This is a genomic window from Tepidamorphus gemmatus (genome assembly GCF_004346195.1).
GTDB classification, from domain to species: Bacteria; Pseudomonadota; Alphaproteobacteria; order Rhizobiales; family Tepidamorphaceae; genus Tepidamorphus; species Tepidamorphus gemmatus.
In genome coordinates this window covers 174,621-200,210 of record NZ_SMAK01000006.1, presented here as the reverse complement: position 1 = coordinate 200,210, position 25,590 = coordinate 174,621, and the positions used below count along the sequence as shown (strand labels likewise).

At 69.4% G+C, this 25,590-nt stretch carries 28 protein-coding genes and 1 pseudogene; 9 read left to right on the top strand and 20 right to left on the bottom strand.

Features of this window, described 5'->3' with window-relative positions:
* Window positions 1-56: 56 nt before the first annotated feature.
* The 3 genes from EDC22_RS11565 to EDC22_RS11555 all read left to right on the top strand — a co-directional run bounded on the left by EDC22_RS11565 (window position 57) and on the right by EDC22_RS11555 (window position 3,593).
* Window positions 57-1,373, top strand: a complete 1,317-nt coding sequence (locus tag EDC22_RS11565; RefSeq protein WP_132806812.1) for a glucose-6-phosphate isomerase — start codon at window positions 57-59, stop codon at window positions 1,371-1,373.
* A 185-nt stretch (window positions 1,374-1,558) separates the two neighbouring features.
* Window positions 1,559-3,343, top strand: a complete 1,785-nt coding sequence (mutL, locus tag EDC22_RS11560; RefSeq protein ID WP_132806811.1) for a DNA mismatch repair endonuclease MutL — start codon at window positions 1,559-1,561, stop codon at window positions 3,341-3,343.
* 13 nt (window positions 3,344-3,356) lie between these two features.
* A complete protein-coding gene (locus EDC22_RS11555; RefSeq protein ID WP_132806810.1) occupies window positions 3,357-3,593 on the top strand; it encodes a toxin-antitoxin system YwqK family antitoxin in 237 nt (78 codons plus the stop codon).
* A 72-nt stretch (window positions 3,594-3,665) separates the two neighbouring features.
* On the opposite strand, the gene EDC22_RS11550 is transcribed toward EDC22_RS11555, so the two are convergent.
* Genes EDC22_RS11550 through EDC22_RS11540 form a run of 3 tightly spaced genes read right to left on the bottom strand, consistent with a single transcriptional unit; the run spans window position 3,666 to window position 6,005 of the window.
* Complete coding sequence (locus EDC22_RS11550) at window positions 3,666-4,370, bottom strand: type 1 glutamine amidotransferase (protein ID WP_132806809.1); 705 nt, start codon at window positions 4,368-4,370, stop codon at window positions 3,666-3,668.
* Entirely contained in the window at window positions 4,367-4,927 is a 561-nt protein-coding gene (gene rsmD, locus EDC22_RS11545) for a 16S rRNA (guanine(966)-N(2))-methyltransferase RsmD (protein ID WP_132806808.1), read from the bottom strand. Before rsmD ends, EDC22_RS11550 begins: the two co-directional genes overlap by 4 nt.
* Window positions 4,902-6,005 carry a pseudouridine synthase gene (locus tag EDC22_RS11540; protein ID WP_132806807.1) on the bottom strand — a complete coding sequence of 368 codons (1,104 nt, stop codon included), beginning with the start codon at window positions 6,003-6,005 and terminating at the stop codon, window positions 4,902-4,904. The genes rsmD and EDC22_RS11540 overlap by 26 nt, the downstream gene beginning before the upstream one ends.
* 36 nt (window positions 6,006-6,041) lie before the next feature.
* Here EDC22_RS11540 and EDC22_RS11535 point away from each other — a divergent pair, with 36 nt between their 5' ends.
* The gene (locus tag EDC22_RS11535) at window positions 6,042-6,491 is read left to right on the top strand and encodes a nucleoside deaminase (protein ID WP_132806806.1); all 450 of its coding nucleotides are present in this window, start codon (window positions 6,042-6,044) and stop codon (window positions 6,489-6,491) included.
* Window positions 6,492-6,639: 148 nt separating this feature from the next.
* On the opposite strand, the gene EDC22_RS11530 is transcribed toward EDC22_RS11535, so the two are convergent.
* A complete protein-coding gene (locus tag EDC22_RS11530) occupies window positions 6,640-7,665 on the bottom strand; it encodes a permease (RefSeq protein ID WP_132806805.1) in 1,026 nt (341 codons plus the stop codon).
* Between the two features lie 148 nt (window positions 7,666-7,813).
* Window positions 7,814-8,098 (bottom strand): annotated as a pseudogene (locus EDC22_RS11525) (ArsR/SmtB family transcription factor); the annotation flags it as partial.
* A gap of 195 nt (window positions 8,099-8,293) precedes the next feature.
* On the opposite strand from EDC22_RS11525, the gene EDC22_RS11520 reads away from it, so the two are divergent.
* The gene (locus EDC22_RS11520; RefSeq protein WP_132806803.1) at window positions 8,294-8,797 is read left to right on the top strand and encodes a BA14K family protein; all 504 of its coding nucleotides are present in this window, start codon (window positions 8,294-8,296) and stop codon (window positions 8,795-8,797) included.
* 176 nt (window positions 8,798-8,973) lie between these two features.
* Here the strand turns inward: EDC22_RS11520 and EDC22_RS11515 are convergent, their stop codons facing one another.
* From EDC22_RS11515 to purD, 4 genes are read right to left on the bottom strand one after another with little or no spacing between them, the layout of a single operon-like run.
* Window positions 8,974-9,837 carry a patatin-like phospholipase family protein gene (locus EDC22_RS11515; RefSeq protein WP_132806802.1) on the bottom strand — a complete coding sequence of 288 codons (864 nt, stop codon included), beginning with the start codon at window positions 9,835-9,837 and terminating at the stop codon, window positions 8,974-8,976.
* Window positions 9,834-10,925: a phosphotransferase family protein gene (locus EDC22_RS11510; RefSeq protein WP_132806801.1), complete on the bottom strand. Its 1,092-nt coding sequence runs from the start codon at window positions 10,923-10,925 to the stop codon at window positions 9,834-9,836. The genes EDC22_RS11515 and EDC22_RS11510 overlap by 4 nt, the downstream gene beginning before the upstream one ends.
* A 5-nt stretch (window positions 10,926-10,930) precedes the next feature.
* Window positions 10,931-11,833, bottom strand: coding sequence for an alpha/beta hydrolase (locus tag EDC22_RS11505; RefSeq protein ID WP_132806870.1), 903 nt, complete (start codon window positions 11,831-11,833; stop codon window positions 10,931-10,933).
* A 14-nt stretch (window positions 11,834-11,847) separates the two neighbouring features.
* A complete protein-coding gene (gene purD / locus EDC22_RS11500; protein ID WP_132806800.1) occupies window positions 11,848-13,125 on the bottom strand; it encodes a phosphoribosylamine--glycine ligase in 1,278 nt (425 codons plus the stop codon).
* Window positions 13,126-13,258: 133 nt separating this feature from the next.
* On the opposite strand from purD, the gene xseA reads away from it, so the two are divergent.
* The gene (xseA, locus tag EDC22_RS11495; protein WP_132806799.1) at window positions 13,259-14,692 is read left to right on the top strand and encodes an exodeoxyribonuclease VII large subunit; all 1,434 of its coding nucleotides are present in this window, start codon (window positions 13,259-13,261) and stop codon (window positions 14,690-14,692) included.
* A gap of 124 nt (window positions 14,693-14,816) precedes the next feature.
* Here the strand turns inward: xseA and EDC22_RS11490 are convergent, their stop codons facing one another.
* A complete protein-coding gene (locus tag EDC22_RS11490; RefSeq protein WP_132806798.1) occupies window positions 14,817-15,077 on the bottom strand; it encodes a YjiS-like domain-containing protein in 261 nt (86 codons plus the stop codon).
* Between the two features lie 215 nt (window positions 15,078-15,292).
* Window positions 15,293-15,571: a hypothetical protein gene (locus EDC22_RS11485; protein ID WP_132806797.1), complete on the bottom strand. Its 279-nt coding sequence runs from the start codon at window positions 15,569-15,571 to the stop codon at window positions 15,293-15,295.
* A 149-nt stretch (window positions 15,572-15,720) separates the two neighbouring features.
* Here EDC22_RS11485 and EDC22_RS11480 point away from each other — a divergent pair, with 149 nt between their 5' ends.
* Window positions 15,721-16,602: a LysR family transcriptional regulator gene (locus EDC22_RS11480; protein ID WP_132806796.1), complete on the top strand. Its 882-nt coding sequence runs from the start codon at window positions 15,721-15,723 to the stop codon at window positions 16,600-16,602.
* Window positions 16,603-16,895: 293 nt separating this feature from the next.
* Here the strand turns inward: EDC22_RS11480 and EDC22_RS11475 are convergent, their stop codons facing one another.
* The 4 genes from EDC22_RS11475 to EDC22_RS11460 all read right to left on the bottom strand — a co-directional run bounded on the left by EDC22_RS11475 (window position 16,896) and on the right by EDC22_RS11460 (window position 20,497).
* Window positions 16,896-17,351, bottom strand: a complete 456-nt coding sequence (locus EDC22_RS11475; RefSeq protein ID WP_132806795.1) for a hypothetical protein — start codon at window positions 17,349-17,351, stop codon at window positions 16,896-16,898.
* Between the two features lie 25 nt (window positions 17,352-17,376).
* Window positions 17,377-18,303: a DMT family transporter gene (locus EDC22_RS11470; RefSeq protein WP_245499729.1), complete on the bottom strand. Its 927-nt coding sequence runs from the start codon at window positions 18,301-18,303 to the stop codon at window positions 17,377-17,379.
* Complete coding sequence (locus EDC22_RS11465) at window positions 18,300-19,670, bottom strand: glutamate--cysteine ligase (RefSeq protein ID WP_132806794.1); 1,371 nt, start codon at window positions 19,668-19,670, stop codon at window positions 18,300-18,302. Before EDC22_RS11465 ends, EDC22_RS11470 begins: the two co-directional genes overlap by 4 nt.
* An 83-nt stretch (window positions 19,671-19,753) precedes the next feature.
* Window positions 19,754-20,497, bottom strand: coding sequence for a 16S rRNA (uracil(1498)-N(3))-methyltransferase (locus tag EDC22_RS11460; RefSeq protein ID WP_132806793.1), 744 nt, complete (start codon window positions 20,495-20,497; stop codon window positions 19,754-19,756).
* A 333-nt stretch (window positions 20,498-20,830) separates the two neighbouring features.
* Between EDC22_RS11460 and ubiA the strand changes: the two genes are divergently transcribed.
* Window positions 20,831-21,763, top strand: coding sequence for a 4-hydroxybenzoate octaprenyltransferase (gene ubiA, locus EDC22_RS11455; protein WP_132806792.1), 933 nt, complete (start codon window positions 20,831-20,833; stop codon window positions 21,761-21,763).
* A 25-nt stretch (window positions 21,764-21,788) separates the two neighbouring features.
* On the opposite strand, the gene EDC22_RS11450 is transcribed toward ubiA, so the two are convergent.
* The 4 genes from EDC22_RS11450 to EDC22_RS11435 all read right to left on the bottom strand — a co-directional run bounded on the left by EDC22_RS11450 (window position 21,789) and on the right by EDC22_RS11435 (window position 23,850).
* Entirely contained in the window at window positions 21,789-22,484 is a 696-nt protein-coding gene (locus tag EDC22_RS11450) for a L,D-transpeptidase (RefSeq protein WP_483754797.1), read from the bottom strand.
* A gap of 135 nt (window positions 22,485-22,619) precedes the next feature.
* Window positions 22,620-23,045 carry an alternative ribosome rescue aminoacyl-tRNA hydrolase ArfB gene (arfB, locus tag EDC22_RS11445; protein WP_132806790.1) on the bottom strand — a complete coding sequence of 142 codons (426 nt, stop codon included), beginning with the start codon at window positions 23,043-23,045 and terminating at the stop codon, window positions 22,620-22,622.
* Window positions 23,046-23,173: 128 nt separating this feature from the next.
* The gene (locus EDC22_RS11440) at window positions 23,174-23,446 is read right to left on the bottom strand and encodes a hypothetical protein (protein WP_132806789.1); all 273 of its coding nucleotides are present in this window, start codon (window positions 23,444-23,446) and stop codon (window positions 23,174-23,176) included.
* Window positions 23,447-23,541: 95 nt separating this feature from the next.
* The gene (locus tag EDC22_RS11435; protein ID WP_207903761.1) at window positions 23,542-23,850 is read right to left on the bottom strand and encodes a hypothetical protein; all 309 of its coding nucleotides are present in this window, start codon (window positions 23,848-23,850) and stop codon (window positions 23,542-23,544) included.
* Window positions 23,851-23,945: 95 nt separating this feature from the next.
* Between EDC22_RS11435 and EDC22_RS11430 the strand changes: the two genes are divergently transcribed.
* On the top strand, window positions 23,946-24,857 hold the full coding sequence (locus EDC22_RS11430; RefSeq protein WP_132806788.1) for a hypothetical protein: 912 nt from the start codon (window positions 23,946-23,948) through the stop codon (window positions 24,855-24,857).
* Window positions 24,858-24,970: 113 nt separating this feature from the next.
* Here EDC22_RS11430 and EDC22_RS11425 read toward each other — a convergent pair whose 3' ends face one another.
* A complete protein-coding gene (locus EDC22_RS11425; protein ID WP_132806787.1) occupies window positions 24,971-25,558 on the bottom strand; it encodes a DUF6101 family protein in 588 nt (195 codons plus the stop codon).
* Window positions 25,559-25,590: the final 32 nt, after the last annotated feature.

Genomic DNA, 25,590 nt, shown 5'->3' with positions numbered 1-25,590 from the left:
GGTGATCTGCGCCGCAACGGCATCGGCGCGTCGCGATCGGTCCAGAGGATGGGGACATGCCGCTGAAACAGATCATCGACACCTGCTTCGATACCGAGGTCGGCGCCAACGGCCTGGATCGGGCCGAGTTCGACACTGTTCTCAAACGCACCGAGCCGGGCCTCGTCTGGTTGCGTGAGGCGTATGATACCGGCGCCCTGCCGCTGCTGGCGCTGCCGGGCCGCGACGACGATCTGCCGGAAATCACCGAGGCGGCCGCGTGGCTGGCCGACGGCGCGACCGACGTGCTGGTGCTCGGCACCGGCGGATCGAGTCTCGGCGGCCAGGCGCTGGCCCAGGTTGCCGGCTGGCGGCTGCCGGTGCTCGGTGACCTGTCCGGCCGGCCGCGCCTGCATTTCCTCGACAATCTCGACCCGCTCAGCCTGCAGTCCGGTCTCGCCGCGCTGCCGCTGGAGACGACCCGGGTGATCGCCATCTCCAAGTCGGGCAGCACCGGCGAGACGCTGATGCAGGCAATGGCGGTGATCTCGGCATTCGAGGAGCGCGGGCTAGCCGACCGGATCGGCGCCCATATGCTCGGGCTCAGCGAGCCGCTGGTCTCCGGCCGCCTCAACAAGCTGCGCAAGCTGCTCGAACCCTATGGCATCCGCTTCCTCGATCACGACCCGGGCGTCGGCGGCCGCTTCGCCGCGCTGACCAATGTCGGGCTGATCCCCGCGGCGATCCGCGGCCTCGACATCGCCGCGGTGCGCCGCGGCGCGCAGCGGGTGCTGCAGCCGGTTCTCGACCACGCGGCAGCCGCCGAGGTACCCGCTGCCGTCGGTGCGGCACTGTCGGTCGCCTTTGCCGAACGCCGCCTGCCGATCGACGTGATGTTCGCCTATGGCGACCGGCTCGAGCGGTTTACCCGCTGGTGGGTGCAGCTTTGGTCGGAGAGCCTCGGCAAGCAGGGGCGCGGCATGACCCCGGTCGCCGCGATCGGTCCGGTCGATCAGCACAGCCAGCTGCAGCTCTATCTCGACGGTCCGGTCGACAAGCTGTTCACGGTGATCACCACCGAGTGCGCCGATGCCGGCCCGCGCATCGACGCGGCGCTCGCCGCCGAGGCTGGTCAGCCCGAATTCGCTGGCCGCACCGTCGGCGATCTGGTGGCGAGCCAGCAGCGCGCTACCGTCGAGACGCTCGCCCGCAATGGCCGCCCTGTTCGGGTGATCAACGCCGGCACCATTGATGCCGAGACGATCGGCGCGCTGATGATGCAGTTCATGCTCGAGACGATCATCGCGGCCCATCTGCTCGGGGTTGACGCCTTCGACCAGCCTGCCGTCGAGGAAGGCAAGGTGCTGGCCAGGACCTATCTCGAGGAGATGTGACGCAGCGCCATTCCCCGCGCGTCATCCCGGCCCGAGCGCCGGGAACGGGATGTGTGGTCCGGCAAGGTCCGGCCCGTCCGAGGCTGTAGCGGCCTTGCGGCCGTCCGGGGTGACGCGGCGGGGCAGATGCGGGACACTATGGACCTGCCGAGCCGGCCGAATCGCCAGACGAAATCGCTCCGCCCATGCCCGTCCGCCGCCTTCCCGATGCCATCGTCGACCGCATTGCCGCCGGCGAGGTGGTGGAGCGGCCGGCGAGCGTGGTCAAGGAGCTGGTCGAGAACGCCATCGATGCCGGCGCATCGCGCATCGACGTGGTTGTCGAGGGCGGCGGCCGCCGGCTGATCCGGGTGGTGGACGACGGCTGCGGCATGTCGCCCGAGGATCTGATGCTGGCGGTCGAGCGCCATGCAACCTCGAAACTGCCCGACGGCGATCTCGTCGACATCCGTACGCTCGGCTTTCGCGGCGAGGCCCTGCCCTCGATCGGCGCGGTGGCGCGCCTGTCGATCGTCAGCCGTTCGGCTGCCGATCCCCATGCGAGCCGCGTGGCGGTTGAGGGCGGGGTCCGCAGCGGGCCGATGCCCGCCGCGCTTGGGCGCGGCACCCGGGTCGAGGTCGCCGACCTGTTCTACGCGACGCCGGCCCGGCTGCGTTTCGTCAAGTCGGAGACGGCGGAGATCCAGGCGGTCGTCGATGTCGTGCGCCGCCTGGCGCTGGCACATCCGGGGATCGGCTTCTCGCTGACCGCCGGCGAACGCAACGTGCTGTCGCTTCCACCCGTTGACGGGGCGGACGGCCTGACCCGACGCATCGCCGATGTGCTGGGCGACGAGTTCCGCGCCAATGCCACGCCGCTGGCGGCGGAGCGGGGCGGCGCCCGCATCGAAGGGCTTGCCGGCCATCCGAACTGGACCCGGCCGACATCCCGCCATCTCTACCTGTTCGTCAACGGCCGCCCGGTGAAGGACCGGGCGCTGATCGGTGCGGTGAGGGCGGGCTACGGCGACCTAATGGCACGCGACCGCTGGCCGGCGGCGGCGCTGTTCCTCGTGCTCGATCCGCGTGACGTCGATGTCAACGTTCACCCGGCCAAGGCCGAGGTGCGCTTCCGCGATGCTGGCCTGGTGCGCTCGCTGGTGATCGGCGCGCTGCGCGCCGCGCTCGCCGGCGCCGGTCCGGTCGCCGCGCCGGCCCGCGCCGCCGTCGCCCTGTCGAGCCTGCGCGGCGGATCCGTCGCGCGCCCCGCTGCGCTGCACGGTGCGTCCGCCCATGCTGTCTCGACCGCGCTTGCCGCCGGCTTTGCCGAACCCGCCGCCGCTTTCGACCGCCGCGCCGCGCCTGCAGCCGAGGCGCTCGGCGCGGCCGCGCCGGCCGAGGAGGCCGTCGCGCATCCGCTCGGCGCTGCGCGCGCGCAGCTGCACGAGACCTACATCGTTGCCCAGACCAACGACGGAATCGTCATCGTCGATCAGCACGCCGCCCATGAGCGGCTGGTCTACGAACGTCTGAAGCGGGCGATCGCCGAAGCCGGGGTGGCGCGCCAGGGCCTGCTGATCCCGGAGGTGATCGACCTGCCGCCGGCTGACGCTGCCCGCCTTGTCGAGCGTGCCGGTGAACTCGCCGAACTCGGTCTCGAACTCGAAGCCTTTGGCCCGGGGGCGGTCGCGGTCACCGCGACGCCGGCGATACTCGGCGATTTCGATGTCCGCGGTCTCGTTGCCGACCTTGCCGACGATCTCGCCGAGATCGGTGCGTCGACGAGGCTCGCGGACCGGCTGGAGGCGATCGCCGCCACCATGGCCTGCCACGGCAGCGTGCGTGCGGGGAGGCGCCTCAAGCCCGAGGAGATGAACGCGCTCCTGCGCGAGATGGAGGCGACGCCGGGTTCCGGCCAGTGCAACCATGGCCGCCCGACCTTCGTTGAGCTGAAGCTCGCAGACATCGAGCGACTGTTCGGGCGGAGATGACAGGAGAGGCGCGATGCCGAAGCCGGAGCCCTACACCGAATACCACAAGGACGGCAGCGTCTGGGCGAAGGGCCAGAAGCTCGACGGCGTTGCGACCGGTTACTGGGAATGGTTCCGCAAGGACGGCACCATCATGCGCTCCGGCACCTTCGAAAACGGCGAGCAGGTCGGCGAGTGGACGACCTACGACAAGGCCGGCAAGGTCTACAAGGTGACTCGCATGAAGCGGTACAAGGCTGACCGGGGGTAGGGACAGGCTCGGCTGTCCGTGTCATCCCTCTGACGTCATGCCCGGGCCTGCGGCGCCGTTTCCCGCCTTGCCCTATTCCATTGCCAGGCGCACCCAGCGTCGGGCAAGCTCCCGCCCCAGCGCGTCGGCGGCAGACGCATGGGCGGCGACTTCGGCGGCAACCCGCTGTGGCCAGTCCGGCGTGTGGGCGGCGATGTGACCGGCGAAGCTGACCGACCAGTCCGAGACGATCCGACCGGACGCCTCGAAGTGGAACTGCACCGCGTAGACCTTCCTGCCGATCCGAAAAGCCTGGATCGGCGTCATCTCGCTTTCCGCGAGGCGCACCGCGCCGGGGGGCAGTGTGACGGTATCCTGGTGCCAGTGAAAGGTGGGCGTTGGCTCGGCGAGGGCGGACAGCACCGGATCGGCAGCCGCCTCGGGCAGCGGCGAGACCGGCCGGTAGCCGAACTCGACCGGCCGCGACAGGATGTTCTCGCCGCCATAGGCGCGCGCGATGATCTGCGCGCCAAGGCAGATGCCGAGGACTGCCTTGCCGGCATCGCCGAACACACGGGTGAGGCGCACGAGACCGGGCAGATGCGGATAGTCGTCGTCGTCGAGCGCGCTCTGCGCCCCGCCCAGCATCACCATGCCGGCGAAGCCGTCCGGATGCTCCGGCAGCGGTTCGCCGGCGTGGGCGACAACATGCGAGGTTTCGGCGCCGGCCTCCGCCAGCGCCTCGCCGACGATGCCGATCGGCGTGCCCGGATAGTTTTCGACGATCAGGATCTTCATGATTGTCCGTAACGCAGGAAGTGAACCTCGGTGTCGCCATAGCTGCGGCGGTCGATGACGCGATAGCCGGCGGGCGGCTCGGCGAATGCGCCGGCCGCCTCCTCGACGACGACCAGCGCCCCCTCCGCCAGCCAGCCGCCTCGGATCAGGCCGGCGAGGGCCTTTGTCGCAATGCCCTTGCCGTAGGGCGGATCGAGGAAGACCAGGGTGAAGCCGCCCTGTGCGCCGGCCGGGCCGAGATGCGTGGCGTCGCGCTTGGAAATGCGGGCAAGCCCCATGATGCCGGCCGCTTCGAGATTGCGGCGGATCAGCGCGCGTGCCTCCGCCGACAGATCGACGAACAGCGCCGAGCGGGCGCCACGTGACAGCGCCTCGATGCCCATGGCCCCGGTCCCCGCACACAGGTCGAGCACCCGGGCGCCCTCAAGCACCTCCGCCTCGCCATGCGCGAGGATGTTGAATACGGCCTCGCGCAGCCGGTCCGAGGTCGGCCGGATCGTCTCGCCCTTCGGCCCGGCGAGGCCGAGGCCCCTAAACCGGCCGCCGATGACGCGCATCTGGCTTGCGGGACGGTCTTGCCGGGGCGGAGGACTGCGGCGGCCGGCCGGTCCGTGCCGTCGCTTCGGCCGATGCCCTCCGCTTCTTCCCTGGGGCAGCAACGGCCGGCTTGCCGGCCGCGCCCGGTTGCGGTGATTTCGCAGGCTTCGACGGCCTTGGCGGCTTGGCCGGCTTGTCCGCCTTGGCAGGTCTTGCAGGGTCGGCACCGGGCTTCGGGCCGCCCGCCGCCCTCACCGGCCGGGTCGCCGGATCGGGACGGCGGGCGCCGCGTTTCGGCGCGGCCTCCCTGGTGGGCTCGGGCAGCCGCACCCTGGCTTCGGCGGCGAGCTTGCGGCCAAGCTGGTCGCGCAGCACGCGCGGCTTCACCTCCTCCACTCCGCCGGGCGGGATGTCGCGCAGCATGAACGGTCCGAACGAGATGCGGATCAGCCGGTTCACGACGAGGCCCAGCGATTCGAGGATCTTCTTGACCTCACGGTTCTTCCCCTCGCGCAGCGCCACCGTCAGCCACGTGTTTTCCCCTTGCTTGCGGTCGAGCAGCGCCTCGACGGGGCCGTAATGGATGCCGTCGATGGTGACGCCTTCCTTCAGCCCGTCGAGCCTGTCCTGATCGACCGTGCCCCAGGCGCGCACGCGGTAGCGCCGCAGCCAGCCGGTGGCCGGCAGCTCCAGGACGCGTGCCAGCCCGCCGTCATTGGTCAGCAGCAGCAGGCCCTCCGTGTTGATGTCGAGCCGCCCGACGGTGACGACCCGCGGCAGATCCGGCGGTAGCCTGTCGAAGATGGTCGGTCGTCCCTGCGGGTCGCGGTTGGTCGTCACCAGCCCCTTCGGCTTGTGGTAGAGCCACAGCCGGGTCGGTTCGGCCTCGGGCAACGGCTTGCCGTCGACGGTGATCGCATCCCCTTCGCCGACATCGACGGCGGGGGTGGCGAGACGCCTGCCGTTGACGGCAACGCGGCCATCGGCGATCAGCCTCTCGGCGTCGCGGCGCGAGCAGAGGCCGGAACGGGCGATACGCTTGGCGATGCGCTCGCGGCCGTCATCTGCGGGTGAGGGTGTGCGGGAGCTGGCAGACATGGCGCCGTGATAGCAGAGTGCCGGGCGGAGGATAAGATGGGGATCGGCGTCAGCTTCATGGCCGAGGCGCTCGCGCAGGCCCGCGCGGCGGCGGCGCGCGGCGAGGTGCCTGTCGGAGCGGTGATCGTGTCGGCTGGACGGATCGTTGCCCGGGCGGGCAACCGGACGCTGGAATTGAAGGACCCGACTGCGCATGCCGAACTGCTGGTGATCCGCGATGCAGCGGCGGCGCTCGGCAGCGAGCGGCTGACCGGCTGCGACCTGTGGGTGACTCTGGAACCCTGCGCGATGTGCGCGGCGGCGATCTCGTTTGCCCGGCTCCGCCGCCTCTACTATGGCGCGGCCGACCCGAAGATGGGCGGCGTCGAGCATGGCCCGCAATTCTTCCGGCAGCCGACCTGCCACCATCGGCCGGAGGTCTATCCCGGTATCGCCGAGCGCGAGTCGGCGGAATTGCTGAGGGACTTCTTCGCCGCGCGGCGGTAATCCGCAGTCGTCAGCGACCGCGCCTATCATCCCGGCCGTCGGCATCGCCGAACAGCCGGGATCGTGGCACTTCCAGGCTCAGGGCCAGCCCCCGATCCCGGGGCGCCGCTGTTGCGACGTGCGGAACGCCGAGGGGCCTGCCCCGCGCCTATGCCACCATGCCGTAGACGAGACCGGTGATCAGCGCGCCGGCCAGCGCGAAGCCGACATAGGCGAGGAACACCGGCAGCCGGGCGAGCGCGAAGACGGCGATCGCCGCCGGGATCGAGGTGACGCCACCGGCGACCAGAAAGGCCATGCCGACGCCCGGCGCCATGCCCTGCCCGATCAGGCCGGACACCAGCGGCAGCGCGGCATAGCCGTTGAGATAGGCCGGCACACCGACCAGCGTCGCCATCAGCACCGTCAGCACTCCGTCACTGCCGAGCACGCGGGCGACCGTCTCGGCCGGAATATAGGCGATCATCAGCGCCTCGAGCAGGAAGGCGAGCGCCAGCCACTTGCCGAGGAACAGCGTCGTCTGCAGGGCGGTCCGGACGAACTTCTCCCTGCGGGCCGGATCATGCCAGAACCGCCAGACGACCGGCTTCGGCGACCTGATGCGCGATCCCGCGCAGCCGCCGTCGCCGATTCCCGCCCGAAGCGGAGTGCCGAAGGCCGGCAGGCGGGAGAGCGCCCACATGCCGAAGCCGCCGAACAGCCCGATACCGAAGGCGGCGATCGTCTTGGCGACGGCGAACTGCATGCCGAGCGTTCCCGCCGTCAGCGCGAACATCGAGGGATCCATGATCGGCGAGGCGAGCCAGAATGCCATCACCGGGGCGAGCGGCACGCCCATGGTCAGCAAGGCCGCGATCAGCGGGATCACGCCACAGGAGCAGAACGGCGACACCGCGCCGATCAGCGCGGCCATCACCACCATCGTCATGGTGCGGCCCGCGAAGACCCTTGCGATCAGATTGTCGGCGCCGGACGCCGAGGCATAGGCGGCGAGCCCGATCGACACGGCGAGATAGGGAAGGATCGCAACGAGATTGCCGAGCGCGAAGTCGACCGACGGCAGGAGCCGATGCGGCGCGATCAGGGCAAGGGCGATGAGGATTGCGACGATCGCGGCAACCGCCGGATCGATCCTCACCGCGCCATTGCGGATCAGGGCGAGGGCAGTGGACATCAGCAAATCTCCATATTTCCGGAAATATCGAATTATTTGACCCGCGACATCAACCCTCCTGCGACGCCGAATCCACCGCGACGCAGCCGTCCGGGCCGCAGCAGCCGCCCTCGCCGCAGGTATCCTCGCCGGTCGCCGCGGCGATCGTCTCTTCCGAGCAGCATTCCGCGATCAGGTAGTCGGCCGTGTCCTTCAGGGTGTCGAACTCCGCTCTGCAGATCAGCGTGGTGCCCTGTCGCTCCTGGCTGACCAGCCCGACGGTGACGAGCTTGGCCAGATGGTGCGACAGGGTGGAGGCCGCAATGTCGAGCCGGGTTCGCAACTGGCCGACCGGCAGGCCCCGATGTCCGGTGCGCACGAGCACACGGACGATTTCGAGCCGAGTCGGGTTGCCCAGAGCCTCAAGGCGGGCGGCGACATCGTGAACCTTCATGCGGGCGATGATTGCGCTACCGAGACATGTCTGTCAACCATATTTCCAGAATAATCGAAATAATGATCCTGCATCCTCTGCCTGCCACTCCCGCGCGACAGGCCGCGTTCCTGCCACAGACGCGGTGTAGGCGAATGGCTGCCGATCATCGCCAACCGGGGCGGCGAGTGGCGGCGTCGATCGAGGGTGAGAGCGATGCTCCTGAAACTGACTGTCCGAAGGTTGGCGGTTCCGGGCGTTCTGGCTGCAGTTCTGGCGACCGGCGCGATGATGCTTGCGGCCGCCTCGGCCGAGGCGGGATGGCGTGGCCGCGGCTACCACGGTGGCTGGTACGCAGGCTATTACCCCGGCTACTATGGCTATCGCAGCTACCATCCCGGAGCGGCCGTTGCGGCCGGTGTGGCGGGGCTGGCAGCCGGCGCCATCATCGCCAGCGCGCTGTCGCGGCCGACCTACTATGCACCGCCGCCAGTCTATTACGCTCCGCCGCCGGTCGTGGTCTATGCGCCGGCGCCGGTCCATGCGGCGCCGCCCTATGACCCGTCGCTGCCAGCGCCGTCGGGAATCGCCTACACGAGCGTGGGGCTGGTGCCCGGTTCGCCGGACTGGAACGCCTATTGCGCATCCAAGTACCGATCCTTCGATCCGGCGACCGGCACCTTCATGGGCTATGAAGGCAGGCGTCACTACTGCCGGTAGGATCCGGGGCGGGGGTCTGCCGCCGCCTGCGTTCCGATGTTCCGGGCGCCGCACTTGCGGCCGCCCGCAATCGCACGGGGATCGGGGAGCGGCTCCCGCGTCCTGATACCGCTCGCGCAGCTCGCTCGGCCGGGATGCTGACGGGTGACGGCGAACGGCGTCTGGCCGACGTCTCCTCAGAACCGCTTCAGCGCCTGTTCCAGCGCCCGCTTCATCTCGTCCTTGGCCGGTTCGGCGGCGCGGATGATGGCGCGCGCCTTGAGGAAGTCGAGCACGCGGAACACGTTGATGTTCGGCCGGATCAGCACGTCCGGCTGTCCGTGCGCCAGTCGTTCGGCGATCACCGCCTGCATCAGGATCTGCGTGGCGCCGAAGATCGCCTCGTAGGGAGACGGAACCGTGGGTGCCGCGCCCTTGGGTCGGTTGATGACGTCCACCGCCACCACCACATCGACGTTCCTGCGCACATGGCCGAACGGCAGCGGATCGGTCACGCCGCCGTCGATCAGCACCTTGTCACCGATCACCACCGGGCGGAACATCATCGGGATCGCCATCGAGGCCGCGACCGCGGGACGCAGCGGACCGCTGGTGATCCCGACGGCCTTGCCGGCATAGAAGTCGGTCGCTACCGCTGTGAACGGGATCTCGAGCATGGCGAAGTCGCGGGCAACACCCTCGGGCAGGAACGCCTCGAGCAGGCTCTCGGCCTTGAGTTGCGCCGGATTGCCGATGCTCGGCGCGAGGATGTCGCGGAACCGCTCGTAGCGCAGCTTCCACAGTCGCGCGAGCACCTCGCCGCGATGGCGGAAGGCGGCGAGAACATGGTCCCGCAGTGCCGCGGCCGGAATGCCGGAGGCATAGGCCGCCCCGACGATCGCCCCGATCGAGGTGCCGGCGATTGCGGCCGGCTTCACCCCCAGTTCGTCGAATGCCTCCAGGATCGGGATGTGGGCGAGCCCGCGCGCGCCACCGCCACCCAGCGCCACGCCGACACGCGGCCCGTCGTGGCGGACGGGGTGGCGCGGATGACGCGTCATCGCGCGCCCGCCCGCTCGGCGAACCGCCAGGCGGTCTCCGCCAGCGGCCGGACCTGGCTCACCATCGCCGCCGCGTTCGCATTGCTGGCGGTTCCATCGCGCACCCGCCCGACGATCCCCTGCAGGATCGCCGCCAGCCGGAAGAAGTTGTAGGCGAAGTAGAAGTCGATATCGGGAATGCCGGTCCGGCCGGTCCGCTCGCAGTAGCGGGCGATGTACTGCTCCAGGGTCGGGATGCCGAGCGCCTCGAGATCGAAATCGACCAGAGTGCCGGTTCCTGCGCCATCGCGGTTGCGCGGCATGATCCACTGCATCAGATGATAGGTGAAGTCGCCGACCGGATCGCCGATCGTGGCAAGCTCCCAGTCGAGCACGGCCAGCACCTTCGGTGCGACGGGATCGAGGATCATGTTGTCGAGCCGGAAATCGCCATGGACGATCGAGGCGCCGGCGTCCGGCGGTGCCGCGCCCGGCAGCCACGCCATCAGCCGGTCCATCTCGGCGATGTCGCTCGTCTGCGAGGCGAGATACTGCTGCGACCATCGCTTGATCTGCCGGGCGATGTAGCCGGCGGGTTTGCCGAAGTCGGCCAGTCCTGCCGCCTGGTAGTCGATCGTGTGCAGCCGCGCGATGGTGTCGTTCATCGCGTCATAGATCGCCGCCCGCTCGGCCCGGTCGCAGTCGGGCAGGTCGGGCATCCAGTAGACGCGTCCCTCGACGAAGTCCATGAGATAGAACATGGTACCGGCGACACTGTCGTCGTCGCACAGCACAAGCGGCCTGGCGACCGGAAAGCCGGCATCGTGGAGTGCCGAGATCACCCGGAACTCCCGATCCACCGCATGTGCCGACGGCAGCAGTCGGCCCGGCGGCTTGCGGCGCAGGACGTATTTCCCCGACGCTGCCTCGATCAGGTAGGTCGGGTTCGACTGGCCGCCCTTGAACTGGTGCGCTGTCAGCGGGCCTCGGAAGCCGGGCACCGCCTCCTCCAGCCATCTGGCCAGCCGTGCCTCGTCGAACCGCAGCGCGTCGGGGACTTCCTTGGTGCCGGAAAAGGCGGCTTGGCGGTCGAGCGGGGCATCCGTCATCGAGGTCACGTCCTGAGGAAGTCGAGAAGCGCGGCAGCGGCCGCCTGCGGGTTTTCCTCGCAGACGAAGTGACCCGAGTCGATCGCCATGCCGGTCACATCGGTGCCCCAGCGGCGCCAGATGTCGAGTGGCCCGTCGGTCTCGCCGGGAATGCCGGCGCCGCCCCACAGCGCCAGCAGCGGCGAGCGGATGCGCCGTCCGGCGGTCGCGTCGGCCTCGTCGGCGGCAAGATCCGCCGTCTGGCCGGCGCGGTAATCCTCGCAACAGGCGTGAATCCGCTCGGGGACCTGGAAGAACGCCCGGTAGTGGGCGAGCGCGCGCGGGTCGAACGCGGCGAGCGACTTCGCCTTGGTCCAGCTTGCCAGCGTGTAGTCGAGATACTCAACCGGCGCCTTCGCGATCAGCATTTCCGGCAGCGGTTCGGGCTGGGCCAGGAACAGCCAGTGATAGACCTTCATCGCGAGCTTCACCGTGAAGCCGTGCCACATCTCGTAGGTCGGAACGATGTCGAGCACGGCGATCCGCCCGACGCGGCCGGGATGGTCCAGCGCAAGCCGGTAGGCGACCCGTCCGCCCCGGTCATGCCCGGCGATGTCGAAACGGACATGGCCGAGCCGCTCCATCACCTCGATCAGGTCGGTGGCCATCGTACGCTTGGAATAGGCGCTGTGCTCCGGGTCGGAGCGCGGCACCGAGCTCCAGCCGTAGCCGCGCAGATCGGGGATCACTAGCGTGAAGTGCGCCGCGAGGGCGGGCGCGACCTTGTGCCACATGACATGCGTCTGCGGATAGCCATGCACCAGCAGCAGCGGCGGCCCGCTGCCGCCGGTCCTGAGGAATATGTCCGCACCCGATGTTGCAACCGTGCGGGCCTCGAAGCCGGGGAACAGGTCGGCAAGATCGGCCATGTCCTTCTCCCTGGTCATGCCTTCTCCCGGGCGATCGCCCGCCAGCCGATGTCGCGCCGGCAGAAGCCCTCCGGCCAGTCGATCAGGTCGACCGCCGCGTAGGCCCGCGCCTTCGCCTCCTGCACGTCGCGGCCGAGCGCGGTCACGTTCAGCACCCGTCCGCCATTGGCCTTCAGCAGGCCGCCTTCGCGCAGCGTGCCGGCGTGGAACACCTGGACGTCGGGCAGCGCGGCGGCCGCCTCGACGCCGCGGATCACCGAGCCCCTGTGATAGGCGCCGGGATAGCCCTTCGCGGCCATCACGACGGTCAGCGCCGACTCGGGGCGCCAGCGCACACTCATCGTGGCGAGCACACCGTCGAGCGCGCCCAGGATCAAGAGCATCAGGTCGTCCTTGAGGCGCATCATCAGCACCTGCGCCTCCGGGTCGCCGAAGCGGACATTGTATTCGACGAGGCGCGGCCCTCGCGCCGTGATCATCAGTCCCGCGTAGAGGATGCCGGTGAACGGCGAGCCCTCGGCCCGCATCGCCCTCAGCGTCGGGCGGATGATCTCGTCCATCGTCCGGCGGATCAGCTCCTCGCTCATCACCGGGGCCGGCGAATAGGCGCCCATGCCGCCGGTGTTCGGTCCGGTATCGCCGTCATGGACGCGCTTGTGGTCCTGGGCGGTTGCGAGCGGCAGGGCGGTGCGTCCGTCGCACAGCGCGAAGAAGCTCGCCTCCTCCCCCTCCATGAACTCCTCGACGACGATACGGGCGCCGGCCGCCCCGAATCCGCCGCCGAGCATGTCGTCGATGGCAGCATCCGCCTCGGCGACCGTCTGTGCAACGACCACGCCCTTGCCGGCGGCGAGTCCGTCGGCCTTCACGACGATCGGCGCCCCCTGGGTGCGCACGAAGGCCTTTGCCGTTTCGGAGTCCGTGAAGACGCCAAAGGCGGCGGTGGGGATGCCGTGGCGGGCGCACAGATCCTTGGTGAAGGCCTTGGAGCCCTCCAGCCGTGCCGCCGCCGCCGTCGGACCGAAGGTGCGGATGCCGGCGGCCAGGAGATCGTCGACGATGCCCGCGACCAGTGGCCCCTCCGGCCCGACCACCACGAGGCGGATGTCGTTGGCCTTGCAGAAGCGTGCCACGGCTGCATGGTCGGCCACGTCGAGCGCGACGCACTCGGCGATCTCGGCGATTCCGGCATTGCCGGGCGCCACGAACAGGCGCGTCAGCATCGGGCTTGCCGACAGTGCCCAGGCGAGGGCGTGCTCGCGCCCGCCCGATCCGATCAGAAGGACGTTCATCCGGCCTCGTGCCACCTCATTGCGGGAGCGTTCCGACTAGCACGCGTCGCAGCCATCGTCACCCTTTGTGGAAAGACGCGGGCAGATCATACTCCGCCCTCGCGCCGTTGCCGCCGGTAGCGTACACAGGAGCATGGCCGACACCGCCGCACAGCATGCCGCCGCGCAGGGCAATCTGCAGGAGCTGACGGTCTCCGAACTGTCGTTTGCCGTGAAGCGCACGATGGAGGACGCGTTCCCCTATGTGCGGGTGCGCGGCGAGGTGTCGGGCTACCGGGGGCCGCATTCCTCCGGCCATTGCTACTTCGCCCTCAAGGATGAGGGCGCCAGGATCGACGCCATCATCTGGAAGGGCGTGTTCTCCCGCCTGCGCTTCAAGCCCGAGGAGGGAATGGAGGTCGTCGCCACCGGCAAGGTGACCACCTATCCGGGGCGGTCGAGCTACCAGCTCGTCATCGAGCAGCTCGAGCCGGCCGGCGTCGGCGCGCTGATGGCACTGCTCGAGGAACGTCGCCGCAAGCTTGCCGCCGAGGGACTGTTCGATCCCGCCCGCAAGCAGCGCCTGCCCCATCTGCCGCGCGTCGTCGGCGTCGTGACGTCGCCCACCGGGGCGGTGATCCGCGACATCCTGCACCGGATCGCCGACCGCTTCCCGGTGCACGTGCTGGTCTGGCCGGTGAGGGTCCAGGGCGAGGGCGCGGCCGAGGAGATCGCCGCCGGCATCCGTGGCTTCAACGCCCTCACGGGTGACGGCGACATACCGCGACCGGACGTGCTGATCGTCGCGCGCGGCGGTGGAAGCCTCGAGGACCTGTGGTGCTTCAACGAGGAGATCGTCGTGCGCGCCGCCGCCGAGAGCGCGATCCCGCTCGTCTCCGCCGTCGGACACGAGACCGACTGGACGCTCATCGACCATGCCGCCGACGTCCGCGCGCCGACCCCCACAGCGGCGGCCGAGATGGCGTTGCCGGTGCGCGCCGAGCTTGCGGCCGCGGTCGCCGACCGGGCCGGCCGGCTGGTCAACGGGCTGATGCGGCTGTTGCAGGAACGGCGCAGCCAGTTGCGCGCTGCCGTCCGCGGCCTGCCGCGCGCCGCGGATCTTCTGGCGTTGCCGCGACAGCGTTTCGACGAGGCGGCGGGGCGGCTCGGCCGCGCCCTGATCGCCAACACCCGGGCGCATGGCATGCGGCTGGCGCGTGCCTCGGCGCGGTTGTCGCCAGGCCGGCTTGCCGATCGGATGTCGCGCTGTCGCGAGCGGCTGACGGTCCTCGACGGGCGCGCCGCACGGGCGATCGGCGTGCGGCTGGAGAGGGCGCGGCACGAACTCGAGCGTGCGGCGCGGCTGCTGCAAACGCTCGGCTACAAGGCGACGCTCGAGCGCGGTTTTGCGCTGGTCCATGACGCGGCGGGCACGCTGGTGCGCTCCGCCGCCGGACGCTCGCCGGGAGAGCGTCTGGAGATCGAGTTCGCCGACGGCAGCATCCCGGTCACCATCGAGGGGCTGCGTCCCCGGCCGCCGCGGGCGTCGGCCGCGCCGGTTCGGCAGGGGAGGCTGTTCGAGGATTAGAGCCGTCCGCGGGCACGCGGAAACCGGTTCTCCGTCATCAATCGTGACGAGACCGAGGGGCGGGGCGGATCATCGATTCCCTGCGGCTATCAGCCAATCGAGCGACGCTCAACTGGGGGCGGATCTACTGACCACGACCCCGGTTGAGCGAGCGGAGTCTGTCGGAGGGGTCGATCCAGAACGGCGCCGCAAGCGCGGTTTCGAGCTGGCCGCGGGTGAGGCCGATGTCGGCGAGCAGATATTCGTTGGCGTCGCGCAGGGATTCGAGATCGCGGCGCGCGCGCCGGGCGGCGGCGATGCGCGCGATCAGCCGCGACAGGCGGGTGACGGGCGTCGGGGTCGCGCGGGAGGGGGCATCGTTGCCGGCATAGGTGGCGGTGCTCATGATCGTGTCTTTCAAGAAGGGTCGCCTTCGACGACAAACGTCGCCCCGGCGTGACCGGGACGACGTTTGTTATGCGACGCAATATCTCCTAGCCGATTGCGCCGGAAATGAGTCATGCCGGGCATGAAAAGCTGCCATGCATCAAACGTTTGGCGCGACCTGCCGTGACGCCTTCGAGGGGGCTTGCCCATCGCTTGGGTGCCGGACAGCGTGCGCTACATGCCGATCCGCTGACGCGCCCTGTAGCCCAGCCGCTCCTGCCGTGCGCGGACCAGATGGGCGGACGGATCCTCCGATACCGGCAAGGACAGGGCGGCGTTGAGATCGCTGCGCCTCAGCCCGATGTCGGCGAGCATCCGATCGTCGGCCGCCACCAGCATCAGCAGCTCGCGGCGGTGCCGCCACGCCGTCCAGAGGCGCGACGCGGAGCGGACGGCGGCGGCGGCGAGGGCGCTCAGGGTCGCGGCGCGGATCGCGGTCGGTGTCGTGTGCATGGCGGTCTCCGGTTCAGAGGCGGCGCGTCGATGGCCGTCGGCCGTGTCGGCCCGTCGCCGGTTGCGATGCGAGGAAGATGGCGCTGCATCCTTGATTTATCCAACGAATGTTTCTAATCTGAGCCATAACAAACAATGATGGATTTGCGATGGCCGCCCTGATCGACATTGACCTTCTCAGGACCTTCCTGGCGATTGCCGGCACCGGCAGCTTCACCCGCGCCGCCGAGGAGGTGCACAAGACCCAGTCGGCGGTCTCCATGCAGGTCAAGAAGCTGGAGGACCAGGTCGGCCGGCCGCTGTTCGATCGGGGCGCGCGCCAGGTCCGCCTCACGCCCGATGGACTGCGCCTGCTCGACTACGCGCAGCGCATTGTCAGACTCAGCGAGGAGGCGGCCGCCGTGTTCACCGAGCCCGCCCTGCAGGGCACCGTGACGCTTGGCGTTCCGGACGACTATGCCGATCGGTTGCTGCCGCGTGTGCTGTCGGCCTTTGCGCGCAGCCATCCGCATGTCGAACTCGTAGTGCACTGCGACCAGTCGAGCGGGCTCTACCGGTCGATCGAGAAGGGCGAGCTCGATCTGGCCATCGTCACCAACTGCGCCGATCTGCGCAGCGAGGTCATCCGGCGGGAGGCGTTGAACTTCGTCGGCAGCCAGGAACATGCAACGCATCTGGCCGATCCGCTGCCGCTCGCCGTCGGGCCGCGCACCTGCGCCTGGCGCGGCATCGCCCAGGCGGCGCTCGATTCGATCGGCCGCCGCTATCGCATCGCCTACACCAGCCCGGCCGCCGCTGCCCTGTCGAGTGCGGTTCTGGCTGGCCTCGCGGTCAGCATCCTGCCGGAAAGCGCGATCCGGCCGGACATGCGCATCCTGACCGAGCGCGACGGCTTTCCGGCGCTGCCGCCCTGCGACATCGGCTTCGTCAGGGCGCGTCAGGCCCGCTCGCCGATTCACGACGCGCTGGCCGAGCACATCGTGACGCGGATCGGCAACCTGCCGTCGAAACTGCCGGACGCTGCCGAATAGCAGCCTGCGGCGGGCCGCACCGCGCCGCTCGATCCGGCACGGCTCGATCCGGATCGGTCGCCCCGCCATGCGCGGCAGCGACACACGGTCGCCGCACGATCAGGATGAGATCCGCAGCATCCGGTCCGGCAGCGACGTCTTCATCAGGATCGGCGAGCGGGAACCGTACGGGTCGGGCGATCGCAGCTTCGACGAGGCGGGCATCGGGCACCGCCTTGTCGACGTCACAGAGGATTTCCAGATCCAGCTGGTCCGGTTGTCTCGATCCCTGAGGCGGCGAACCGGCCTGAGCGTCAGCCGCAATGACGCGCGACATTCTCGATCGCGCGGGCCGAGCCGGTGAGACGGAAGCTGACGGCCTCTGCCGCCAGCCCCGCGACCGCAGCGCCCTCGAGGCGCGCCAGCGCGCCGGCCTTCAGCGCCGCAAGCACCGCCGCCGAAAGGTCCGGTCCGCCATCGGCCGCGTCCGCGTCCGACAGCACGATCCGGTCGCCCGATCCGTACATCCGCATCGGGTAGGCGGTTCCGTCGACGACGAGGTCGAGCCGCTCCTCGTGATCGAACGGCAGGGCAACGTTGTAGAGGCCGACCACGATGCCCTGGCCGAGACATTCGACCGAAAGAGCCGCCGTTCCGGACCGCGCTTCGTCAACCGCGATGCCCGGTCCGACCACCCGCCAGGCGGCGTCAGCGGTTCCGGCAGCAAGCAGTGTCGCCAGACATGCCGGCAGCGCGGTCTTCCGGAACATCGCATCAACCCCCGGCCCTATGCCCTCACACCGGGCGCCGCATGCGCCCGAGCACGAACAGATTGCCGACGATCGCCAGGCCCAGCCCTGCGATCGCCATCCAGTTCCATTCGTATCCCTCGAAAAGCCACGAAATGACAAGCGCTCCGATCGGGAACATGACCGTCGCGTAGCCCGCCCGGCCCGGCCCGATGCGTCGCATCAGCGTCAGGTAACTCCACATCGGCACGACGGTCGCCACCGTCGCCAGCCAGACGAGCGAGACGACATAGCTGGTGCTGGTGTCGAATACCGGTGGATCGCCGACCGCGGCGACGACCGCCGCCAGCACGCCGACGCCGTAGATCATGCCCCAGGCGTTGGAGGAAATGACCGGGTGGCCTTCGCGGTGGACGGTGGTCGCGACGATGTTGCCGAGCGAGAAGCAGATGGTGCCGGCGGCCGCGCAGGCGAGGCCGGCGAGCGCCGCAAGACCGGTCTGCGGGCGCGCCACCTCGGGACCGAAGATAAGGGCGATGCCCGAAATTCCGATCAGCGCGCCCAGCAGCACCCGCGGTTCGATCCGCTCCTTGAGGAACAGCGCGGCGCTGATCGGGTTGAGCACCGTCACCAAGGAGAACACCACGGCCAGCAGGCCGGAGGTGAGCCACTGCGCCGCCACGTAGAACAGCGCGAAGTTGGTCGAGAACATCAGCGCGCCCATCAGCGCGAAACGGATGTGCAGACGTGCCGGAAAGCGCACCCTGCGGCCCGACAGCACCACCCAGGCAAGCATCGCCGCCGCAGCAATGACGAACCGGTACAGTACCGAGTCGAGCACCGGTACCGGCCCGATCTGCATCTTGATCGCGAACCAGCTGGTCGACCACGAGAACACGGTCAGCGCGTAGAGCGTGAACCCGGTCCAGCCGAAGTCCGGCGCTGGCGCCTGCCGGTCGCTGGCGGCGGTCAATAGGCGTGCTCGCGGAAGACGCGGTCGATGTCGCCCTGCCAGGGTCCGGCATAGGCCGCGAGCAGCCGGTCGGCCGGCGTCACGCCGGTTTCGGCGATCTCGCGCAGGTCCTCGATGAAGCGGGCCTCGTTGGCCTCGCCGCCATGTCCCCGGCCGCGACGCACGAGACCCTGATAGGCGATCTCGACGACCTCGCGGGCGATGTCCTGGACGGTGCGGTTGCGGAACCGCGTCTTCAGCGCGGTGCGCGGCACCTGATCGCGCAGCGCCTGCCGCTCCTCGGCGGTCCAGTCCCGGACCAGCTGCCAGGCCGCGTCCTGGGCGGTCCTGTCGTAGAGAAGCCCGACCCAGAGTGCCGGCAGTGCGCACAGGCTGCGCCACGGTCCGGCATCGGCACCGCGCATCTCGATGTAGCGCTTCAGCCGCACCTCGGGAAAGATCGTCGTCAGGTGATTCACCCAGTCCGACCGCGTGGCGCGCACGCCGGGCAGCTGCGGCAGCCGTCCCGCCATCAGGTCGCGGAACGAGGCCCCCGCCACGTCATGATAGACGTCGCCGCGCTTGACGAAGTACATCGGCACGTCGAGCGCATAGTCGACATAGGCCTCGTAACCGAACCCCTGGTCGAAGACGAAAGGCAGCATTCCGGTACGGTCGGGATCGGTATCCCGCCAGATCTCGCTGCGGTAGGACTGGAAGCCGTTCGGCCTGCCCTCGGTGAAGGGCGAATTGGCGAACAGGGCGGTGGCGATCGGCTGCAGCGCGAGCCCGATCCGCATCTTCTCGACCATGTCCGATTCGGACTCGAAATCGAGATTCACCTGCACCGTACAGGTTCGGTACATCATGTCGAGGCCGAGGCTGCCGACCTTCGGCATGTAGGCGGTCATGATGTCGTAACGCTGCTTGGGCATGCGCGGCGTCTCGGCGAGCGTCCATTTCGGCGAGAAGCCGAGGCCGAGGAAGCCGATCCCGAGCGGCTCGGCCACCTCGCGCAGCTGGGCGAGGTGGGAATTCACCTCACGGCAGGTCTGGTGGATCGTCTCCAGCGGAGCGCCCGAAAGCTCGAACTGGCCGCCCGGCTCGAGCGAGATCGCGCCGCCCTTGGTCGGATCGAGCAGGCCGATGATCCTGCCGCCATCCGTCACCGGCTCCCAGCCGAGCAGCAGCTGCATGTTCTCAAGCAGCTTCTCGATGCCCCGGTCGCCGCCATAGGGAACCGGGGAGCAATCTGCGGTGTAGAAGCCGAACTTCTCGTGCTCCGTCCCGATCCTGAACCGGGAGCGCGGCTTGGCGCCGGCGGCGATGTAGTCGATCAGCTCGTCGCGGGTTTCGAGCGGCGTCGTGTCGGTCTGGTCTCGGGCCATTGGGTACTCGGAGGAACCGTGGCAGGTCGCGCACCATACATAGAGCAGCGGTTCAAGCAATCATCGGATGCTGATCGGAACCATCAGCGGCCTTGATGACCGCGCCAATCGCCCAGCACGGCCTGCACCAGCGCCATCGCGGCGATGCCGGCGGTGTCGGCGCGCATGATCCTCGGCCCCAGCGAAATCGCCGTGACGTTGGGCGCAGCCAGCAGCGCGGTCCGCTCCTCGTCCGCAAAGCCGCCTTCCGGGCCGATCAGCACCGCAAGCGGCCCGAACGGCACCCGCGCCAGGGCGGCGATGGGATCGGCGACCGCAGCCGCCTCGTCGCAGAAGACCAGCGCGCGGGTCGGATCGCGATCCGCGAGGAAGCGCTCGAAGGTGATCGGTTCCGCCACCTGGGGCACCCACAGGACCCCGCATTGCTCCGCCGCCTCGATCGCATTGGCGGTAAGCCGCTCGACATTGACCCGCTCGGCCACGGTATGTCGTGTCAGCACCGGTTGCAGTCGCGACGCGCCCATCTCGGTCGCCTTCTGGGCGATGAAGTCGAGTCTCGCGCGCTTGATCGGCGCAAAGCAGTAATGGATGTCGGGTGGGCTGGCCTGGTCACGCTCCTGCCTCGCGAGCGCCACCTCTACCACCTTGCGGCCACGCCGCCGGATTGTGCCGAGCCATTCGCCGTCGCGACCGTTGAACAGCATGACCGGATCGCCCTCCTGCCGGCGCATGACATTGGTCAGGTAATGCGCCTGCTCGGCCGCAAGCGTGATCGTGCCCTCGGTGGCGAGCGGCGCGTCGATGAACAGGCGAGGCGGCTTGGTCATGGCGGCTCCTGCCGGTGCAGCCCGGTCTCGATTTTTCCCGGGGCCTCGTCTACCGTCCACCGCGATCCGATTGAAGCCCCGAACAGGACCGATGGCGCAGCCAGACATCACGCCGAGGACAGACGACGATCCCGCCAACGGTCAGCCGCTCGCGGGCCACGGCGTTGCGTCGGGGGCTCTGGGCCCGCTGGCCGAGGCGACCCCGGCGCACGGTATGCGCGCCCGGCCTTGGCAGGGGATGGACGGTGCCGACCGCGCCGCAGGGGGCAACGGAAGACAGCGATCGGTCGCGCGTCCATCGCGCCCGATGATGCTCAGTCGGGGATTGGCGGGATGAGCGATCCCACCGCCACCATCGACGCCGTGCGGGACCATTGGGTGGCGCGCATCGCGCCGGTCTGGGCGAAGCCCTATCTGCGCATGGCCCGCCTCGACCGGCCGATCGGCTGGTGGCTGCTGCTGTGGCCGTGCTGGTGGTCGGCGGCGCTCGCGGCAATCGCCGGCGGCCTGCCATGGCCGAACCCTTGGCACCTCCTGCTGTTCCTGATCGGAGCGGTCGCCATGCGCGGCGCCGGTTGCGTCTGGAACGACATCGTCGACCGCGACATCGACGCCAGGGTCGAGCGGACGCGGCTCAGGCCGATCCCCTCTGGTCAGGTCGGCGTCCGTGAGGCCGCCGCGTTCATGGCCGGGCTCTGCCTGATCGGTCTGCTGGTGCTCTTGCAATTCAACGCGTTTGCGGTCGCCGTCGGCTTCGGCTCGGTGGCAATCGTGCTCGTCTATCCGCTGATGAAGCGGGTGACGTGGTGGCCGCAGCTCGTGCTCGGCCTCGCCTTCAACTGGGGCGCCTTCATGGGCTGGGCGGCGGCCTTCGGCTCGCTCGATCTCGCCCCGGTGTTGCTCTATCTCAGCGGCATCGCCTGGACCATCGGCTACGACACGATCTACGCCCATCAGGACATCGAGGATGACGTCCTCGTCGGCGTCCACTCGACAGCCCGGCTGTTCGGATCGCGGACGCGCGAGATGCTGGCGCTGTTCTATGCGGTGGCGACGATCCTGTTCGGCCTTGCCATCGCGGCGGCAGATGGCGGCTTGCCGGCCTTCCTCGGCCTCGCGCTCGGCGCCGTCCACCTCGCCTGGCAGGTCGCGACCTTCCGCTACGACGATCCGGCCCGCTGTCTGACGCTGTTCCGCGCCAACCGCGACTACGGCTGGATCGTGTTCGCCGGCCTGGTCGCGGATGCGGCGCTGCGGGTGTTCTAGCTGCGGGTGTTCTAGCAGATCCGTCCTATGCCGGCAGGATGACGACTTCGGTGTCGACCGGCGTGCGCGCGTAGAGGTGTATCATGTCTTGGGTGAGGAGGCCGACGCAACCGCTGGAGACGCCCTGTCCGATCGTATGCGGATAGATCGTGCTGTAGATCGTGCAGAGCGTGTACCTGCCGTCCTGATACAGGTAGAGGACGCGCGCACCGAGCGGGTTGTCGAGGCCGGGCGGCATCCCGCCGGCATACTTCTTGAGCTCGGGATCGCGTCCGATCTGGTCGCGGGTCGGCGTCCAGACAGGCCACTCCGCCTTGCGACCGACATAGGCGGTTCCGTGCCACAGGAATTCGGGGCGAGGAACATTTGCGCCATAGCGGGTCGCGAAGCCGCCTTCCTCGACGAAGTAGAGGTAGTAGTTGCCCGGGTCGATGACGATCGTGCCGGGTGCCGCATCGGTCTCGAACTTGACCCTGCGGCGATAGAATTTCGGGTCGAGCCGATCGAGATCGACGGCCGGAACGGGAAACGGCTCGTCGGGCAACGGCCCGTAGGCGAGCGCCGCCTCGGCACGGGTCATGCCACCGGAGGTCGCGCAACCGGCGAGCCCCGGCGCGCAGAGTGCGGCAGCGGCTCCGGCCAGGAACGACCGGCGACTGAGGCGCTCCAAGCGTGGCTGATGCGCAGCCAACAGATCGACATGTCCTTGCGACATCGGCATACCCCACCACGTCCAGAACCACGCGAACCGTGATCCCGTTCCTGCTCCCCGACGCGCTCTCGCCGCGGCGCCGGGCGCCAGCAGAGAACTATTACCGCTGGTTTCGCCGATCAAGCCGTTCTCCGGTCTCACCGCCTACTCGACTTCGGGTCTTGCCCGCCGGTTCTTGATCGCCGAGCGCGCGCTCTTCGCCTCGAGCCGGCGCTTCTTGGAGGCGAGCGTGGGCCGGGTCGGGCGGCGGGGAGCGGGGCGCTCGGCGGCGCGCCGGATCAGCGCGATGAGCCGCTGTCGCGCGTCCTGGCGGTTGCGCTCCTGGGTGCGGTGGCGGCGGGCGTCGATGACGAGGACGCCGTCCCGCGTCAGCCGGCGACCGGCGAGCGACTTCAGCCGTGTGCGCACATCCTCGGGCAGCGACCTGGAGCCCGCGACGTCGAAGCGAAGTTGGACGGCCGATGCGACCTTGTTGACGTTCTGTCCGCCCGGACCCGACGCCTGGACGAAGCGCTCCTCCAGTTCGCTCTCCTCGATCGAGATCGAGGCGGTGATTCGGATCGGTTCCATTGTCGTCGCCACGGTCGCGGCCGCGCCGGTTGCTGCGAGCCTCGCCGGGCGAGTATAGGCAACGCCGCGCCCGGCGTAAGCGCGGACGCGGCGGCAAGGCGGAATTGGACGTGCGCGTGAGGCGCAGTTCAGGACTTCAGGTGCGCCAGGCAGGCTCCGGCGGCTTCCGCCGCCCCCTTCGCCGACGAGCGGCTGACCTTGCCGGCCATCACCAGAGACTTGGTGGCATCGGTGATGGCGGCCCGCAGATCGGGCGCCGAGGCTGCGGTCGGTGCGACAGCGTCGTAGATCGTCTTCGAATCGCCGCTGAGTCCGGCAGCGCACTGGTCGGCCTGCTGCTGGCCGGCGACGGCGGCGCTGGCGGCAAGGCAGCCGGCAACGAGAATCATGGTGCGGAGCATGTACAAGTCCTCCTTGGCTTTGGACGCGGTTTGGAGTGTGATGGGAGGCAATGACCAGCAGGACGCGAGAATCCGCCCGATCGCCCTCGCGGCGTTCAACGTCGTCCGGCGCGATTGACGGGACCGCCGAGATTGACGGGCGCTGCACCCGGCGCGCCGACGCCGACGCCGCGCGTCAGCCCGACGCCGGCCGCTCCCGCGCCCGCGCCCGGCAGGACGCCCACGCCCGACGCCGGCCCGCCGACCCCGCCCGGGTTGACGACGACCGGATCGACGACGACGGTGTTCGGCGCGACCACGCAGCCGACCGGGATGCCGGGCGCGGTGCAGTAGACGACGGCAGCTTCGGCGCTGGAGAGCGTGGCGGCGGCGAGCACCAGCGTGGCGGCAACTGTCCTGGGCATGGATCGGATCTCCTGTGCCTCGAATCGATCCGCGGCCGCCCGGAAGCTGGGCGTCCGCCGGGACGAACTTTGGCGCGATGAGCCGGCTCCGGCCAATGTCAAAGATTGATCTCGTCGGCCGTCGTCCAGCCGGCGTCGGTAGTGTGCGGCCGCCGACGATCGCCGAGATCGAAGCGCTGCGCCATGTGGCGGGATTCGCCGAGGCCTGTTCCCGGCTGATGGCCGGACTGACCGCGCACTACGGCGGCAACCGGATCCTCAACCGCATTCTCAACGACCGTGGCCGGGCGCTGATCGGACTGCTGATCCTCGATTTGCACCACAACGGCGCGGACACGGGAGGATTGACGGCGACGCGGCTCAAGCAGGTGTGCGTCGAGACCGGCGTCTGCAGCCCCGGTCGCGTCACCGCGATGCTCGGCGCGCTCAGGCTGTTCGGCTTTCTTTCCGTCGTGCCGGGCAGGGATCGGCGCGTCCGCCGACTCGTCCCCACCAAGAAACTGCTCGCGACGCACGCCGATCGCTGGCGCCATTTCATCGAGGCCATCGCGCTGCTCGATCCGAGCGCGCGCCGCGCGCTCGACCGCCTGGCCGATCCGGCTTTCGTCGCGGCCCAGGTCGGTGTCATGGCGTCGATGTACTGGCAGGGCATGCGCATGATCGACTATGCGCCGGAATTGCGCGCAGCCGCGGCACGGGATGCCGGCCTCATCATCCTGATCTCGGTCGCCGCCGAGGCACAGACGGCGGCGGGTCCGTGCGGTGCTCCGATCCGTCTGACGATCAGCGAGCTGGCCAGGCGATTCCACGTCTCGCGCGGTCACGTGCTGTCGGTGCTGCGTGATGCCGAGCGTGAGGGGCTGATCCGACGGGGCGGACCGCGCGGCGCCGCGATCGTCGTGATGCCGGCGCTGCACGATGCCGTGGAGCGCTTCCTCGGGGCCGGCCTGCTGGTCCACATGGCCGGCCTGAGCGTCGGGCTCGCGTCTGACCGGGCTGCCGGATGACCGGTCCCTACCGGAGCCGGGACGTCCCGGCGATGTTTCCGCGGGGCACCGATGCGCCCCGCGCGACCTTCGACGGCATCAGCGTTTGCGGCGGCCAAGCCGGCGCGATGGCCTCAATCGGCAACGTCGCGTGCGATGATCTCGTCCTCGCGATGGATGACCCCGGAGGGGCGGCCGCCGACCTGCCGCCTGCACAGCATCATCGGTCGGCGTTCGGCGAAGAACTTGTTGACGCGCCGCGCCTTGACCGGTCGCAGGATGACACCGCCCAAGCGCTCGTAGGGTTCGCGGATGCAGCCATCGGCGTCCTCGAACAGCAGCGGGCGTCGCAGCATCCGGCCCCATGCGCTCCAGTCGACGACGGCATCGTCCGTGTCGCCCCCGGCCCGCAGGGGCACCACCAGATCGTTGTTGCGGTGCAACAGCCTCAGCATGATCGACGGCATCCCGCCGTCGTCCCCTGTACTGAGCAGGATTCCGCGGTATGAAGAGACCGGCACGCTGATGGTCAGCGGGATCCGCCCCTCGCCGACACGGTGGATCATCACGGTCTCCCGACCAAGCACCACCGTATGCACCGCGGAGCCGTTGCGGGCGACGCTGGTGAACGTCACCCGTGCCGGCAGCGCGAAGGGATCGAGCCGGATGGACCGGCCCGACCCCCGGGGCACCTCGCAGGTGCCCGCGGTTTGACGCCTCATCGAAATTCTCCCTGCGGGCCCTGTTGATTTGT

What these genes read in the sequence shown, in the direction of transcription:
- arfB (WP_132806790.1), bottom strand. Translation starts at nt 23,045, where the DNA reads ATGGAACCGATCCGAATCACCGCCTCGATCTCGATCGAGGAGAGCGAA.
- EDC22_RS11565 (WP_132806812.1), top strand. Translation starts at nt 57, where the DNA reads ATGCCGCTGAAACAGATCATCGACACCTGCTTCGATACCGAGGTCGGC.
- ubiA (WP_132806792.1), top strand. Translation starts at nt 20,831, where the DNA reads ATGAGCGATCCCACCGCCACCATCGACGCCGTGCGGGACCATTGGGTG.
- EDC22_RS11515 (WP_132806802.1), bottom strand. Translation starts at nt 9,837, where the DNA reads ATGACGCGTCATCCGCGCCACCCCGTCCGCCACGACGGGCCGCGTGTC.
- EDC22_RS11435 (WP_207903761.1), bottom strand. Translation starts at nt 23,850, where the DNA reads ATGCCCAGGACAGTTGCCGCCACGCTGGTGCTCGCCGCCGCCACGCTC.
- EDC22_RS11550 (WP_132806809.1), bottom strand. Translation starts at nt 4,370, where the DNA reads ATGAAGATCCTGATCGTCGAAAACTATCCGGGCACGCCGATCGGCATC.
- EDC22_RS11485 (WP_132806797.1), bottom strand. Translation starts at nt 15,571, where the DNA reads ATGCACACGACACCGACCGCGATCCGCGCCGCGACCCTGAGCGCCCTC.
- EDC22_RS11530 (WP_132806805.1), bottom strand. Translation starts at nt 7,665, where the DNA reads ATGTCCACTGCCCTCGCCCTGATCCGCAATGGCGCGGTGAGGATCGAT.
- EDC22_RS11505 (WP_132806870.1), bottom strand. Translation starts at nt 11,833, where the DNA reads ATGGCCGATCTTGCCGACCTGTTCCCCGGCTTCGAGGCCCGCACGGTT.
- EDC22_RS11425 (WP_132806787.1), bottom strand. Translation starts at nt 25,558, where the DNA reads ATGAGGCGTCAAACCGCGGGCACCTGCGAGGTGCCCCGGGGGTCGGGC.
- EDC22_RS11540 (WP_132806807.1), bottom strand. Translation starts at nt 6,005, where the DNA reads ATGTCTGCCAGCTCCCGCACACCCTCACCCGCAGATGACGGCCGCGAG.
- EDC22_RS11490 (WP_132806798.1), bottom strand. Translation starts at nt 15,077, where the DNA reads ATGAGCACCGCCACCTATGCCGGCAACGATGCCCCCTCCCGCGCGACC.
- xseA (WP_132806799.1), top strand. Translation starts at nt 13,259, where the DNA reads ATGGCCGACACCGCCGCACAGCATGCCGCCGCGCAGGGCAATCTGCAG.
- EDC22_RS11555 (WP_132806810.1), top strand. Translation starts at nt 3,357, where the DNA reads ATGCCGAAGCCGGAGCCCTACACCGAATACCACAAGGACGGCAGCGTC.
- purD (WP_132806800.1), bottom strand. Translation starts at nt 13,125, where the DNA reads ATGAACGTCCTTCTGATCGGATCGGGCGGGCGCGAGCACGCCCTCGCC.
- EDC22_RS11450 (WP_483754797.1), bottom strand. Translation starts at nt 22,484, where the DNA reads ATGCCGATGTCGCAAGGACATGTCGATCTGTTGGCTGCGCATCAGCCA.
- EDC22_RS11465 (WP_132806794.1), bottom strand. Translation starts at nt 19,670, where the DNA reads ATGGCCCGAGACCAGACCGACACGACGCCGCTCGAAACCCGCGACGAG.
- rsmD (WP_132806808.1), bottom strand. Translation starts at nt 4,927, where the DNA reads ATGCGCGTCATCGGCGGCCGGTTTAGGGGCCTCGGCCTCGCCGGGCCG.
- EDC22_RS11440 (WP_132806789.1), bottom strand. Translation starts at nt 23,446, where the DNA reads ATGCTCCGCACCATGATTCTCGTTGCCGGCTGCCTTGCCGCCAGCGCC.
- EDC22_RS11520 (WP_132806803.1), top strand. Translation starts at nt 8,294, where the DNA reads ATGCTCCTGAAACTGACTGTCCGAAGGTTGGCGGTTCCGGGCGTTCTG.
- EDC22_RS11535 (WP_132806806.1), top strand. Translation starts at nt 6,042, where the DNA reads ATGGGGATCGGCGTCAGCTTCATGGCCGAGGCGCTCGCGCAGGCCCGC.
- EDC22_RS11460 (WP_132806793.1), bottom strand. Translation starts at nt 20,497, where the DNA reads ATGACCAAGCCGCCTCGCCTGTTCATCGACGCGCCGCTCGCCACCGAG.
- mutL (WP_132806811.1), top strand. Translation starts at nt 1,559, where the DNA reads ATGCCCGTCCGCCGCCTTCCCGATGCCATCGTCGACCGCATTGCCGCC.
- EDC22_RS11480 (WP_132806796.1), top strand. Translation starts at nt 15,721, where the DNA reads ATGGCCGCCCTGATCGACATTGACCTTCTCAGGACCTTCCTGGCGATT.
- EDC22_RS11475 (WP_132806795.1), bottom strand. Translation starts at nt 17,351, where the DNA reads ATGTTCCGGAAGACCGCGCTGCCGGCATGTCTGGCGACACTGCTTGCT.
- EDC22_RS11510 (WP_132806801.1), bottom strand. Translation starts at nt 10,925, where the DNA reads ATGACGGATGCCCCGCTCGACCGCCAAGCCGCCTTTTCCGGCACCAAG.
- EDC22_RS11430 (WP_132806788.1), top strand. Translation starts at nt 23,946, where the DNA reads ATGTCAAAGATTGATCTCGTCGGCCGTCGTCCAGCCGGCGTCGGTAGT.